Annotated in this window: 11 protein-coding genes; 7 read left to right on the top strand and 4 right to left on the bottom strand. The window is 71.3% G+C overall.

Going from position 1 to position 13,177, the window contains the following annotated elements; genetic code table 11:
• Nucleotides 1–274: 274 nt before the first annotated feature.
• A complete protein-coding gene (locus OG385_RS19965; RefSeq protein ID WP_266856225.1) occupies nucleotides 275–556 on the top strand; it encodes a hypothetical protein in 282 nt (93 codons plus the stop codon).
• 100 nt (nucleotides 557–656) lie between these two features.
• Here the strand turns inward: OG385_RS19965 and OG385_RS19960 are convergent, their stop codons facing one another.
• The 3 genes from OG385_RS19960 to OG385_RS19950 all read right to left on the bottom strand — a co-directional run bounded on the left by OG385_RS19960 (nucleotide 657) and on the right by OG385_RS19950 (nucleotide 5,755).
• Nucleotides 657–1,553, bottom strand: a complete 897-nt coding sequence (locus OG385_RS19960; RefSeq protein ID WP_266856223.1) for a cellulose-binding protein — start codon at nucleotides 1,551–1,553, stop codon at nucleotides 657–659.
• 409 nt (nucleotides 1,554–1,962) lie between these two features.
• Entirely contained in the window at nucleotides 1,963–4,764 is a 2,802-nt protein-coding gene (locus tag OG385_RS19955) for an SUKH-4 family immunity protein (RefSeq protein ID WP_266856221.1), read from the bottom strand.
• 7 nt (nucleotides 4,765–4,771) lie between these two features.
• Complete coding sequence (locus OG385_RS19950; RefSeq protein WP_266856219.1) at nucleotides 4,772–5,755, bottom strand: SMI1/KNR4 family protein; 984 nt, start codon at nucleotides 5,753–5,755, stop codon at nucleotides 4,772–4,774.
• 263 nt (nucleotides 5,756–6,018) lie between these two features.
• Here OG385_RS19950 and OG385_RS19945 point away from each other — a divergent pair, with 263 nt between their 5' ends.
• Entirely contained in the window at nucleotides 6,019–6,579 is a 561-nt protein-coding gene (locus OG385_RS19945; protein WP_266856217.1) for a YwqJ-related putative deaminase, read from the top strand.
• A 10-nt stretch (nucleotides 6,580–6,589) separates the two neighbouring features.
• Nucleotides 6,590–7,108, top strand: a complete 519-nt coding sequence (locus tag OG385_RS19940; protein ID WP_266856215.1) for an SUKH-3 domain-containing protein — start codon at nucleotides 6,590–6,592, stop codon at nucleotides 7,106–7,108.
• Between the two features lie 90 nt (nucleotides 7,109–7,198).
• On the opposite strand, the gene OG385_RS19935 is transcribed toward OG385_RS19940, so the two are convergent.
• Nucleotides 7,199–8,518 (bottom strand): sensor histidine kinase, encoded by a 1,320-nt coding sequence (locus OG385_RS19935; RefSeq protein WP_266856213.1) that lies wholly within the window; start codon nucleotides 8,516–8,518, stop codon nucleotides 7,199–7,201.
• 143 nt (nucleotides 8,519–8,661) lie between these two features.
• Between OG385_RS19935 and OG385_RS19930 the strand changes: the two genes are divergently transcribed.
• From OG385_RS19930 to OG385_RS19915, 4 genes are all read left to right on the top strand, one after another.
• On the top strand, nucleotides 8,662–9,513 hold the full coding sequence (locus tag OG385_RS19930) for a hypothetical protein (protein ID WP_266856211.1): 852 nt from the start codon (nucleotides 8,662–8,664) through the stop codon (nucleotides 9,511–9,513).
• Nucleotides 9,514–9,730: 217 nt separating this feature from the next.
• Nucleotides 9,731–11,224: a bifunctional UDP-N-acetylglucosamine diphosphorylase/glucosamine-1-phosphate N-acetyltransferase GlmU gene (gene glmU, locus OG385_RS19925; RefSeq protein WP_266856209.1), complete on the top strand. Its 1,494-nt coding sequence runs from the start codon at nucleotides 9,731–9,733 to the stop codon at nucleotides 11,222–11,224.
• A gap of 139 nt (nucleotides 11,225–11,363) precedes the next feature.
• Entirely contained in the window at nucleotides 11,364–12,341 is a 978-nt protein-coding gene (locus tag OG385_RS19920; RefSeq protein ID WP_164266846.1) for a ribose-phosphate diphosphokinase, read from the top strand.
• A gap of 178 nt (nucleotides 12,342–12,519) precedes the next feature.
• Nucleotides 12,520–13,110: a 50S ribosomal protein L25/general stress protein Ctc gene (locus OG385_RS19915; RefSeq protein WP_266856205.1), complete on the top strand. Its 591-nt coding sequence runs from the start codon at nucleotides 12,520–12,522 to the stop codon at nucleotides 13,108–13,110.
• Nucleotides 13,111–13,177: the final 67 nt, after the last annotated feature.

Genomic DNA, 13,177 nt, shown 5'->3' with positions numbered 1-13,177 from the left:
CACACTGGTGCACGTAGCCGCATCCGCCCTGGGTTTTTCCCCACCCCCACCACTGCGGGCGGCCATAAACAAACGCTAAGGACCAGCCCGCCTCGCCACCTCCTCCGGCCGGACGAACGCGCCCCGGCCGTAAGCAGGGGTCGGCCCCTAGGGGGTTTCACCCCTGGGAACACGGCGTCTCAGGGAAGGCTGAACCCTGACACCGCTGGAGACGCAAGAGGCTGCCACCCGGCCGGAAAAGGTGTACGGGGAACGCGTCTGCGGGGGTGGGGACGTGGTGACGTCAACCCGGGGACGGGCAGGACTCGCCGCGCAGCAGGTCCGCGAGGAAGGACGCGAAGAAGGGCGCGAAGAAGGGCGGGAAGAGGGACGCGCGGAAGGCCGCGCGGAGGCGCAGGCCGGGGCGGTGCTGAGGGTGCTTGAACGGCGCGGCCTCGCCGCCGCCCCCGCGACACGGGCCCGCGTCACCGCGTGCACGGACCTCACCACGCTCGCCGACCGGCTGGACCGGGCCTGGACGGCCGGCGTGGCCGACGAACTCTTCGCCCGCCCCTGACCGGCCGCGTCTGCCGCCCTGCCCTCTGCCGCGGTGGGAGGGCAGGGCCGTCCGTCGGTCAGCTGCCCTCTGTCGCGGTGAGGGCAGGGCCGTCCGTCGGTCAGCTGCCCTCTGTCGCCGGGGCCCTTCCCGTCAGCGAGGCCAGGCTGCTCCTCACATGGGACATGTGCGCCCGCAGCTCGTCCTGCGCCTCGCCGTTCTCGCGCAGGACCCGATCCGTCTCCCGTGCCGTGCGCTCCGCGCGGGCCCGGGCGTGCGCAACCAGCTCCGCCGCCTGCGCCTCCGCATCCTCCTGGCCGTGCCGCGCCGACTCCTCCGTCACCGACAGCGCCCGCCGCGCCTCCGCCAGACGGGCCTCGGCCCGGGCGATCAGATCCGCATGACGGGCATCGAAGTCGGCCTCCCTGGCGGCCAGTTCACGCTCAGCCGCATCGGCGCGCTCGCCGTGCTCCTTCTCCAGCTCCGCCAGCGCAGCCGCCGTGCGCTCCCGCATCTCCCGCAGCACGCCCAGCGCCTCACCGCGCCACTGCTTCGCGTCCTTGCGCGAACCGATCCGCAGCTCGTCGGACGTGCCCTGCGCGGCCGCCAGCACCTGCTGGGCGTGCGCCTCGGCCGCGGCCAGCGCCGCGTCCGCGTCCGCCCGCGCCGCGTCCCGCAGCCCCCGTTCCACCACGCCCGCCTCGTCATGGAGCTGCTGGGCCACCGCCAGCGCCTCGCCGCGCAGCCCGGCAGCCTCCTCGGTGACCAGCGTGATCAGCGTCCGGGCCCGCTCCCCCAACGTCTCGTACGTCTGCGGGGCGAGCCCGGCCACCTGCTCGGCCAGCGCGGCGGACGTGGCCTCCATCTCCTTGGTGAGGACGGTCAGCCGCGCCGCGCGCTCCCAGGCCCCGTCGCGGTCGTCCGAGAGTTCCGCGACGAACCGGTCGACCTGCTCGGGCCGGTACCCACGACCCCGCACACCCGTGAAGCCATGAGGTGACACCGCTGCTGAACTCATCCTTCAAGCCCCTCTTCCCACACGACGTGCGACGGGCCGCCCCACGCGTCCCGGCGCACATCTTGGTAGATCATCGCGAAGTGCCCATACCGCGACACTCCGCCCATCCCATCCACCCAGGATGCGTCACTCGGCGCAGGAAGTCGGCATCGCCGTCCGGGACGGCTGATTTCGGACCCCACGGACCGCGCGTACGGACGGTCCGCGCGTACGGACGGTCCGCGCGTACGGACAAACCGCGCCGTACGGACGGACCCCGGCGTAAGGACGGACCTGATGTACGGACAGACCTGCCGTACGGACGGACCCCCGGGCAACCCCACGCGTGCGCACACACAGCAGAGGCGCCCGGCCGCGGCTCGCGGTCGGGCGCCTCCTCCGGCGTGCGGGGGCCGTGCCAGGGATTACGTCAGAGCAGCCCGTCCCACATCTGCTCCAGCAGGACCGACCACCAGCTCTCCGGCGAACCGAGCGCCGCCGGATCCAGCATCAGCAACTGCGCCTGGAAGTCGACCGTCCACCGGCCGGCCTGCTCCGGGGTGAGGCCGAAGCGCAGCCGCCACATCCGGCCCAGCAGCGCCAGCGACCGTACGAACTCGGGCAGCCCGGAGTTCACGAACTGCGGCGCCACCGGACGGCCGTCAGGACCCGCCTCCACCGGCACGGCCACGATGTTCGCCGTGCCGTACTGCACACAGATCGCCCGCCCGAAGTCGGAGCCCATCACCAGATACGACCCCGCGTCGGACGCGGGCTGCACCTGGCGCTGCGCGGCCAGCTCGGCCAGCGTCGGCACCGGCTGGCCCGGCACCGCCTGCGCCCAGAAGAACGGGCCGAAATCGACCGGCAGCCCCGCCCACACCAGCGTCTGCGCCACGGCCTCCGGCACACCCTGGCGGGACACGGCCCGCTGGTCGAAACGGAAGACGCCCTGCGGCCCGAAGGCCTGCGCCAGTTCGTGCGCGACACCCTGAGGCGGGACCGGCGGCGCCGGCTGCACCGCCGGCAGCGGGGCCCGCACCGGCGCCGGCCGCGCCGGACCGTCCGCGACCTGGTGCAACTCGCCCTGATGGGTCAGCAGATGCTGCATCCCCTGCTGGCGGCTGGCGTGATCCTTGCCGTACGGGGCGACGCTGGTGATCCGGACCTGCGGCCAGGTCTCCCGGATCATCCGCGCACAGTACCCACCCGGCAGCTCGCACGACTCCAGCTCCGTGTGCAGCTCGATGACCTGCTGCGGCGGCACGTTCATGGCCCGCAGCTCGTGCAGCATCTGCCACTCGGGGTGCGGGGTGCCGGGCGCGGAACGGCGGATGAGCTGCTGCTCGGAACCGTCCTGCGCGCGGTAGCGCAGCACGGCCTGATAGCCGGGGCCCACCGTCGGCAGCCCGCCGGGGGGCTGCTGCGGATACCCGTACGCGGCACCCTGCGGCGGCGGCACGGGACCGGGCGGCTGCGCAGGACCGGGAGGCGGAATCCGGCCGGGCGGCGGCGTGCCCCCGGGGCCGGCCAGCATGGTGGCCGCGTGGTGCACATCGCCACCGATGCTCCCACCGGGCGGCGGAGGCGTCGGCGGAGCGGCCTGACCGGGCCGGCCCGGCGGACCGGGCGGCTGCGGCACACCCGCACCGGGCACACCGGGCGGACCCGGCGGCTGCGGCGCACCGGGCGGACCGGCAGGCCTGGCACCGCCGAGACTGCCCTGGCCACCGGGACCGCGACCACCGAGACTGCCCTGGCCGCCCAGACTCGGACCCGCCAGCATCGTCGCCGCCTGGTGCACATCGCCACCGGAGCCCCCACCGGTACTTCCGCCGGGCGGCGGAGGCGTCGGCGGCACGGGCGGCTGCGGCACGCCGGGCTGACCGGGCGGCTGCTGACCGGGAGTCTGCGGCGCACCCGGGGCACCGGGCGGTCCGGGCGGCTGCGGGCCCTCGGGGCCGAGGTGCGAGACCAGCTGCGTACGTACGTAACCACCGGCCGGAACACCCGGCGGCAGCGGCGGAGCAGCATCGGGCCGCGCACCCGGGGTGCCCGGGGCGCCGGGCGGGGGCGGCGTGGTCACACCACTGCCGCGCGCCGACCGCGGGGGCGCGGTGGCCTTGCTGGTCGCGGCGTCGGCGATGTCACCGGCACCGGGGCCGGCAGCGGGGCCCTGGCCCGGAACCTGACCGGCGGCGGGCGGCAGAGGCGCACCCGGACCCGGCGGCGTCTGCGACGGGGGCTGCGGCAACGACTGCGGCGGCTGCTGACCCCCCATCGACGGCTGCTGAGGCAGCGGCGAGGGCTGCGGGAACTGCGGCGGCTGAGGCTGCTGGGACTGCTGCGGCGGCTGAGGTTGCTGCGGCGGCTGGGGCTGCTGCTGGGGTCCGCTCAGCGCGGGCGCGATGGTCGTCCTCGGCAGCCCGCTGCCACCGGACATCAGCGCCGTCTTGGCCTCGGGCGCCACACCGGGCGGCGGGGCACCCTCGTCGTCCGAACCGGCCAGCGGCGGCGCGAACACGGTCCCGGGCAGCGGAACCGAACCGTCCGGACCACCCGGCGCCGCATTGGTGTCGGTCCCGGCCCACGGGGTCCCGTCCGCCGGGACGCCCGCAACGGCTGCGGGCGCATGGCCCCCGCCGGCACCACCGGACGCACTGGAACCACCGGACACGTCGGCCCCCGCCGACGCACCCGCGCCCGCACCCGCGCCCACGCCCGCTCCCGGCCAGGAAGGCGACGCACCGCCGCCGGCCGACGGGCTCCCACCCGACGTACCCCAACTGCCCCCCGCAGCAGGCGCACCAGCACCCGCACCATCCCCGGATCCAGCCCCGGACCCCGACCGCCGGTCAGGAATCCCCAGCTTGTCCGCCGCGTCCTGCAACCACTCCGGCGGAGTCAGCAGGAACGACGTCTGGTTCAGATCGATCCGCTGCGGCGGCTCCGGCGCCGCAGGCGCATCGCCCGCCACCCCGTACTCCTCCTCGTACCGCCGCACCACCTCGCCGACCGGCAGCCCGGGCCACAGCGTCGCCTCACCGCCGTCCCGCGCGATCACCAGCCGCTGACGGCCGCCACCACCCGAAGGGCCCTCCGCGCGGTCCTCCGCCCACACCACGAAACCGAGGTCGAACTCCCGTACCCGCACCTCACGGTGCTGATACGCGGCCACGTCCCCGTTGACCCACTCTTCCGCGCGCTCCTGCGCCTGCGCAAAGGTCACCATCGGCTCTTCACCCCTCGGCCGAGACCGGGACGGCCTGCGCGAAGCCGCCGTCCACCATCAGGTTCGCCACTGTCTCCAGCTCCGGCGGATTCCCCGCGAGCCGCTCCAGGAACGCGTCGAAATCCTCACCGCACGGCAGCAGCAACCGCTCCACCCGCTCCGCCGGCGGCCACGCGTCCTGGTCCCTGGCATCGTCGTACGCACAGAACCAGACCGTGCCGACAGCGCCGCCCTTCACCTTCACGGCGACGATCCCGCCCTGGACGAAACCCACGCCCAGATAGTCCTTCGTCAGATGGTCCCGCAGACACTTGTTCACGTACACCAGGTCATTGACAGCGGCCTCGTCGCGCACCGTGAAGAACGGCTGGTCCACCAGCAGGCCCAACTCCGCGTCCAGCGCGGTCCCGACCGGCGCACAGCCGCCCGCCGCCTTCAGGAACGACCGGTACGCGGCAGGCAGCCGGTACCCCAGATCCTCCTCAGCGGCCAGAACCAGCTGCTCGCCGACCGCCACCGCACCCCTGGGCAGCCCGAAATGGACCGGCCGGGTGTCCTGCAGCGGACGCGTACCCCGCTTGTTCTGGTCGACGGCCGCCGTCGCCAGCCCGCCGTGATGCCGCAACAGCGCCTTGACCTCGACCGGTACGAGTTCCAGACGGCGCGCACCGGGCACGTGGTGCCAGGTCCAGCCGTGCGGCGTGGCAACGGCCGGGATCGTGTCCCACAGCTCGTGCCCCGAGGCCGCCAGCGCGGCATTGGCCGACACATAGTCCGTCAGCCGCAACTCGTCGACGCCGAACCCCTCCGGGGGTTCCGCGATCTCCGCGGCCGCGCGCGCGTACGGCGAGAAATCCGGGAAGCCGTTCCCGTCCACCCGCACCCCGCGGGGGTGGCGCGCGGCCCGGACCGGGTCCGGGAAGCTCACGAGCTGCCCGGCATAAGCCGCGTTCGGTGGCGCGGCTTGCTGCCCGAGCCGACCTGTCGTCATGGCGGTTGCCCCCTGCTGCGAATGGCGTGGAACGACAGCCTATGCGGTGGTGCAAGAGGCGGTCCCGCCCCGTCACCGCACTGTCGGGCACCCCGCACACCGACGTAACGGACGGTCACGTTCGAGTGACCCGCAGCCGACACACCACGCCGATCACAGGCCCCAGCTTCCCCACCCGGCGCCCCATTTGGCAGGCTGACCCCGCAACACGGGGGCGCAACACCGGCGGCAGCCGCCGCGGGGGTGGGAGGGGCAGCACAACCATGCACACCGCACAGACACCGCACACGCCACACACAGTGCCGTCACCGCAGACCGGAGCGCCGTCACCGCAGACCGGGCCGGCCGGCGACCCACGTCTGCGCTGGAGCAGTACGGAAACCCGCCCGCCCGAACTCCTCCACCGCAGAGACGGCATCCTCCCCACAGTCGCCGCGGCACTCTCCGTCCGCGGCGCCGACACCCTCACCTCCACCGCGGGCAAGGCCGACCAGCCCCCCACACTCCACCCGCTGGTCCACGACTTCCTCACCACCCTCACCAGCGGCCAGCGCGAACGATTCACCGGACGCTGCCCCGAAGCGATCCTGCTCTCCCGCCACCTCACCGCCGTAGAAGGCACCCGCTCCAAACGGGCCTCCCGCAAACCCCTCACCAACGGCGAAGCCCGCCGCACCCTCAAACACGCCAAAGTCACCGCCCGCCACATCCGCGAGGACGGCGACCCCCTCCACGGCAGCTACGCACCGCCCTGCCGCTCCTGTACGGCGATGCTCGCCCACTTCGGCGTACGCGCAGTCGACCCCACCACCGAGAAGGGCTGAACCACCGCCGATGCCGCCGCACCCGCAGGACGCGCCGGACGCACCCGCCGTCCCCAGCACCCGCTTCCCCGACACCGTGGACGCCGCGCTGCGCGAAGCGGGCTGGCTGCCCGGCCGCTGGGACATCCGGGGCGCCGAACAGTGGGCCGACACCCTGCGCGCCCACGTCTCACCCGCCGGCCACCAGCACGCGGTCTTCCCCGCGGCCGTCGAAGCCTGGGCCGAATTCGGCGGACTGCGCATCACCGGCCCCGCACCCGGCCGCCAGACAGCACCCGCTCCGGTCCTGATCGACCCGCTCAGCGGGCTGCACCTCGCCCGCACCCTCGCCGACCTGGGCCGCGCACTCGACACCGAGATCGCCCCGCTCGGCGACGAAGGAGACGGCCGGGCACTGCTCGCCATCGACTCCGAAGGCCGCATCTACAGCATCGACCACACCGGCGACTGGTACCTCGGCCACGACATCGACCAGGGCCTCGTCACCCTCATCACCGGACTCCAGGCAGTCAGACTGGGCTCGGGGTAACGGAAGCGGTGACAGAGGGCCCCTGTCAGGTGAGGTCCGGTCCGATGAGGTGAGGTCAGGTCCGGTGAGGTCAGGTCCGGTGAGGTCAGCTCAGCTCTGTCCGGCCGGCCGCTGCTCCGGCAACACCGCCGACACCCGGAACCCCCCGGCCTCCGTGGGCCCCGACACGAACACCCCGCCCAGCGCGGTCACCCGCTCCCGCATCCCCAGCAGCCCGTTCCCCCCGCTGGGCAGCCCCGCATCGGCCGCACCCGCGTCCGAAGGACCGTTCTCGATCTGCAGAGCGACCTCGGCCGTCCGATGCGCCAGCCGCACCCGGGTCTTCGCCCCGGCAGCGTGCTTGTGCACATTCGTCAGCGCCTCCTGCACCACCCGGTACGCCGTCTGCTCCACCAGCGCGTCGTACGGCCCGGCCACACCCTCCACCAGCAGCTCCACCACCATCCCCGCCGCCCGCGACTGCCCCACGAGCACATCCAGCTCATCCAGGCACGGCCCGTCCTCCACCGCTGCCGCAGCAGCCGCCGCAGCAGCCACCCCGACCGCCGCCAGCGGCACCGCCGCCGGAGCCCTCACCGGCTCACCGGAACGCAGCACCCCGAGCATCTCCCGCAACTCGGTCAGCGCCTGCCGCCCCATGTCCCCCACCAGCGCCGCGTTCTTCGACGCCTTCGCCGGATCCTTCAACGCCACCGCCTGCAGAGCCGCCGCGTGCACCACCATCAGACTCACCCGGTGCGCGACCACATCGTGCATCTCCCGCGCGATCCGCGTCCGCTCCTCCGTACGCGCCCACTCGGCCCGCTCCTCGGCCCGGTCCGCCAGCAGCGACAGCTCACGCTCCAGACTGTCCGCCCGCTCCCGCAGACTCTCCATGAGCCGGCGGCGCGCCCCGGTGTACAGCCCCAGCAGCACGGGCGGGGCCGTCAGCCCCAGCGACATGAAGACGGACCCGAGCACGACGAACTGCGATCCCGGACTGCCGTCCTCGGCCCCCATGCCGTGCCGCAGCCGCACGAACGTCACGATGAGCGTGCCGAGCGTCGCCATCACCGTCAGCGCACCGGTCAGCCGGCGCGGCACATCGGACGCGGCGAGCGTGTAGAGCCCGACGATGCCCATCAGGAAACCCATCTGGGCGGGCGTGGTGGCGATCGACACCAGCACCACAGCGATCGGCCACCGCCGCCGAAGCACCAGTACGAATCCGGCCAACAGCCCGAACACCACCCCGAACGGCACGGGAAGCCCGGCCTGCCCGGAGAAATCGACACCCTCCAACGCACACTCAAGAGCCGAGACAACACCCAGCCCCACATCCAGCACGGCACTGCGCCGCCGTTCCCACCACCACCAGCCACGGGCGGTCAGCCCCGTGGCCGTGGCGTCGTGCGCCCCCGTTGCGGTCATGGCAACCAGCGTACGGGCGGGCGCACCCCCTGCCCCACGAATTTCGATGTGGGAGGTTACGCGCAATACGCCCGGATCACTCGATCCAGTGAATCGAGCAGACATTCGAACCGGACGTCCGCATTCCGGACGATGCTGATTCTGTGACCGGTATCCGCAACAAAAACAGCAAGTACTCCGACTTCGAAGGACTGCGCGAACAGGCCATCGCGCTGCGCCGCGAGGGGCTCAGCCGCCGCCAGATCCGCGACCGGCTCTTCGTCGACAACAACGACATCCTCAACCGCCTGCTGGACGGCGAGCCCGCCCCTGACTGGACCAAGCGCCCGAACGCGAAGGACGACCTGCGGGCAGAGGCCCGCGAACTCCGACGGCAGGGCATGACGTACGACCAGATACAGCTGGAGCTGGGGTGCTCGAAGAGTTCGATCTCGCTGTGGGTACGGGATCTGCCGAAGCCACCGCGACGCACCCGGGAGGACGCGTCGGCGATCGCGAAGCGCGGCTGGGAGGTCACGCTCCAGCGGCGCGAGGTGGAGCGCCGGCGGACCAAGCGAGCCGCCACGGAGGAAATCGGCACCCTGTCCGAACGGGAGCTAATGATTGTGGGGACCGCGCTCTACTGGGCAGAAGGGACCAAGAGCAAGCCTCATCGACCCCAGGAGCGGGTGGTCTTCATCAACAGCGACCCCCACATGATCAAGGTCTTCCTCGCGTGGCTGCGCCTGCTGAAAGTCGATCCGGACAACCTGAAGTTTCACGTACACATTCACGAGACGGCCGACACCTCCGCAGCCGAGCGGTACTGGGCCGATGTGGTGGGCGGGATCGGCTCGTTCGGCAAGACGAGCATCAAGAAGCACAACCCGCTGACCAACCGCAAGAACATCGGTGAGCACTATCAGGGCTGCCTGATGGTCCGCGTGAACCAAAGCGCTGACCTATACCGTCGCATCGAGGGCTGGTGGTACGGCATAGTGTTGGATGGCAATTGAGCGACCCGACCCGATGTCCGGTTTAGCTCGATATATTCCCCCATGGTGTAATCAGGCAGCACTGCGAGTTTTGGTCTCGTATGTCCAGGTTCAAATCCTGGTGGGGGAGCGGCAACGCGGGGCTTGACCTACCTGGTCAAGCCCCGCCCCCATTTCCACCCCCCGGCCCCCCGGTATTCTGCGGATATCCACCCACCCGCACCCGAAGGGCACCACCGTGAGCGCCAATCCCCCCCAAGGCCTCGGATCCGCGCGAACAGGGGGAGAGGCTCCCTCGGTCGCCGCCGTCGTCGTGCTCGCGGCCGGTGCGGGCACCCGGATGAAGTCGGCCACGCCGAAGGTCCTGCACGAGGTCAGCGGGCGCTCGCTCGTCGGGCATGTCGTCGCCGCCTCCCGTGAGCTGGAGCCGGAGCAGCTCGTCGTGGTCGTCGGGCACGAGCGCGAGAAGGTCCAGGCGCATCTCGCCGAGACCGACGCGAACGTACGGACCGCCGTGCAGCTCGAACAGAACGGCACCGGGCACGCCGTCCGTACCGCCCTCGAAGAGCTGGGCGCGTCCCCCGAAGGCACCGTTCTCGTCGTCTGCGGCGACACCCCGCTGCTCACCGGGGCGACCCTGGCGGCGCTCGCCGCCACGCACACCACCGACGGCAACGCCGTCACCGTGCTGACCGCGGAGGTCCCCGACGCCACCGGGTACGGGCGGATCGTGCGCGACCACGCCACCGGCGCGGTGATCTCGATCGTCGAGCACAAGGACGCTTCCGAGGCGGAGTTGGCGATCCGGGAGATCAACTCGGGGGTGTTCGCCTTCGACGGGCGGCTGCTGGCGGAGGCCCTGGGCAAGGTGCGCACCGACAACAGCCAGGGCGAGGAGTATCTGACCGATGTGCTCGGCATCCTGCGGACGGCCGGTCACCGGGTCGGGGCGTCGGTGGCCGGTGACCACCGGGAGATCGTCGGGATCAACAACCGGGTGCAGCTGGCGCAGGCGCGTGCGCTGCTGAATGCCCGGCTGCTTGAGCGGGCGATGCTCGCCGGTGTGAGTGTGATCGATCCCGCGTCGGTTTTCGTCGATGTGCTGGTGACGTTCGAGCCGGATTCGGTGATCCATCCCGGTACGCAGCTGCTGGGTACGACGCATCTCGCGGAGGGTGCGGAGGTCGGGCCCAACTCGCGGCTGAAGGACACCGTGGTGGGTGCGTACGCCCGGGTGGACAACACGGTGGCGGACGGTGCGGAGGTCGGGGAGCGCGCGACGGTGGGCCCGTACGCCTATCTGCGGCCCGGTACGCGGCTCGGTACGCGGGGCAAGATCGGGACGTATGTGGAGACGAAGAACGCCACGATCGGCGAGGGTTCGAAGGTGCCGCATCTGTCGTATGTCGGTGACGCGACGATCGGTGAGTTCAGCAACATCGGTGCGGCGAGTGTCTTCGTGAACTATGACGGACAGGACAAACACCACACAACGATCGGGTCGCACTGCCGGACCGGTTCGGACAACATGTTTGTGGCTCCCATCACGGTCGGGGACGGTGTCTACACCGCTGCGGGCTCCGTGATCACGAAGAGCGTGCCGGCCGGTGCGCTGGCCGTCGCCCGGGGCCAGCAAAGGAATATCGACGGTTGGGTGGCCAGGAAGCGGCCGGGAAGTGCTGCCGCGCGGGCCGCTCAGGCCGCCTCTGATCAGCCCCGTGACGAAAGCTGACCGGAAACACGTGCGTTCATCTGCGCGTACCGTGATAGACGCATGCTCGGCTTACGGGCCGGGACTCCGGGATACGCCCCCGTACATACCGCCGGCTGGCTCGCCCAGCAGCGATCAACACGTCTGAGGAGACTGTGCTGTGACCGGGATCAAGACGACCGGCGAGAAGAAGCTGATGCTCTTCTCCGGCCGCGCCCACCCCGAGCTGGCCGAGGAGGTCGCGTCCCAGCTGGGGGTCGACCTGGTGCCGACTAAGGCTTTCGACTTCGCGAACGGCGAGATCTACGTCCGCTTCCAGGAGTCGGCCCGTGGCGCCGACTGCTTCCTGATGCAGAGCCACACGGCTCCCATCAACCAGTGGATCATGGAACAGCTGATCATGATCGACGCTCTGAAGCGGGCCTCGGCCAGGAGCATCACCGTGATCGTGCCGTTCTACGGTTACGCGCGGCAGGACAAGAAGCACCGCGGCCGTGAGCCGATCTCGGCCCGGCTGATCGCGGACCTGATGAAGACCGCGGGTGCGGACCGTATCCTCACGGTCGATCTGCACACGGACCAGATCCAGGGCTTCTTCGACGGCCCGGTGGACCACCTGTTCGCGCTGCCGATACTGGCGGACTACGTGGGCGCCAAGGTGGACCGTTCGAAGCTGACCATCGTCTCCCCGGACGCCGGCCGGGTGCGTGTGGCCGACCGCTGGTGCGACCGGCTGGGTGCGCCGCTGGCCATCGTGCACAAGCGCCGTGACAAGGACGTCGCCAACCAGGTCACCGTGCACGAGGTCGTGGGTGAGGTGAAGGGCCGCGTCTGTGTCCTGGTCGACGACATGATCGACACCGGTGGCACGATCTGTGCCGCCGCGGACGCACTGTTCGCGAACGGCGCCGAGGACGTCATCGTGACGGCGACGCACGGTGTGCTCTCCGGCCCGGCCGCGGACCGTCTGAAGAACTCCAAGGTGAGCGAGTTCGTCTTCACGAACACGCTGCCGGACCCGGACAACCTGGAGCTCGACAAGATCACGGTGCTCTCGATGGCGCCGACGATCGCCCGCGCGGTGCGTGAGGTCTTCGAGGACGGCTCGGTCACCAGCCTCTTCGAGGAGCAGGCATAACAGCGGTCCGAAGATCGATTTCTGGGACGGCCTCCCCGCCGGGTAGACTCACGGAGTTGCTCGGCGAGGGAGGCCGTACTCATGGGTACGGGACTCCGTTATCGACGCGCTCTTCGTAGCAGGCCGCGATACGTGGCCGGGTGACCCATCCGTTTTCGTCACCTCCGAGGAGTGCCACATGGCTGAGGTCAAGCTCACCGCTGAAGTCCGTTCCGAGTTCGGCAAGGGCGCTGCCCGCCAGATCCGTCGCGAGAACAAGGTTCCCGCGGTCATCTACGGCCACGGCGCCGACACCGTGCACATCACCCTCCCGGGCCACGAGCTCATGATGGCGCTCAAGACCGCCAACGCGCTGCTCCGTCTGGACATCGAGGGCCGCACCGAGCTGGTCATCCCGAAGGCGATCCAGCGTGACGCCATCAAGCGCAACCTGACCCACGTCGACCTGCTCGCGGTCAAGCTGGGCGAGAAGGTCACGGTCGAGGTCTCGGTGCACGCCGAGGGCGACCTGGCGCCGGGCGCCAACCTGCTGGAGTACGTGCTGAACACCCTGACCGTCGAGGCCGAGGCCACCCACATCCCCGAGTCGGTCACCGTCTCGGTCGCGGGCATGGACGCGGGCGACTCGATCCTGGCCAAGGATGTTCCGCTGCCGTCCGGCACGACTCTCGCGACCGACGAGGACGCGGTGGTCATCCAGGTCGTGTCCGCGCAGGCCGAGGAGCCGGCTGCGGAGACCGCCGAGGCGGCTGAGGGCGCCGAGGCCTGAGCCTCGCGCTGATTCCGCCGACTGTTCCGGCGGCCCGGGGTCCTGTTGTCCCGGAGTTCCCGGAGTG

The organism is Streptomyces sp. NBC_01306, assembly GCF_026340465.1.
Classification (GTDB): domain Bacteria; phylum Actinomycetota; class Actinomycetes; order Streptomycetales; family Streptomycetaceae; genus Streptomyces.
This window is presented reverse-complemented; position numbering and strand designations above follow the sequence as displayed.

Excerpts from the sequence above, each read along its gene's own strand:
- OG385_RS19960 (WP_266856223.1), bottom strand. The coding sequence starts at position 1,553 with ATGAGTTCAGCAGCGGTGTCACCTCATGGCTTCACGGGTGTGCGGGGT.
- OG385_RS19955 (WP_266856221.1), bottom strand. The coding sequence starts at position 4,764 with ATGGTGACCTTTGCGCAGGCGCAGGAGCGCGCGGAAGAGTGGGTCAAC.
- OG385_RS19950 (WP_266856219.1), bottom strand. The coding sequence starts at position 5,755 with ATGACGACAGGTCGGCTCGGGCAGCAAGCCGCGCCACCGAACGCGGCT.
- OG385_RS19945 (WP_266856217.1), top strand. The coding sequence starts at position 6,019 with ATGCACACCGCACAGACACCGCACACGCCACACACAGTGCCGTCACCG.
- OG385_RS19940 (WP_266856215.1), top strand. The coding sequence starts at position 6,590 with ATGCCGCCGCACCCGCAGGACGCGCCGGACGCACCCGCCGTCCCCAGC.
- OG385_RS19935 (WP_266856213.1), bottom strand. The coding sequence starts at position 8,518 with ATGACCGCAACGGGGGCGCACGACGCCACGGCCACGGGGCTGACCGCC.
- OG385_RS19915 (WP_266856205.1), top strand. The coding sequence starts at position 12,520 with ATGGCTGAGGTCAAGCTCACCGCTGAAGTCCGTTCCGAGTTCGGCAAG.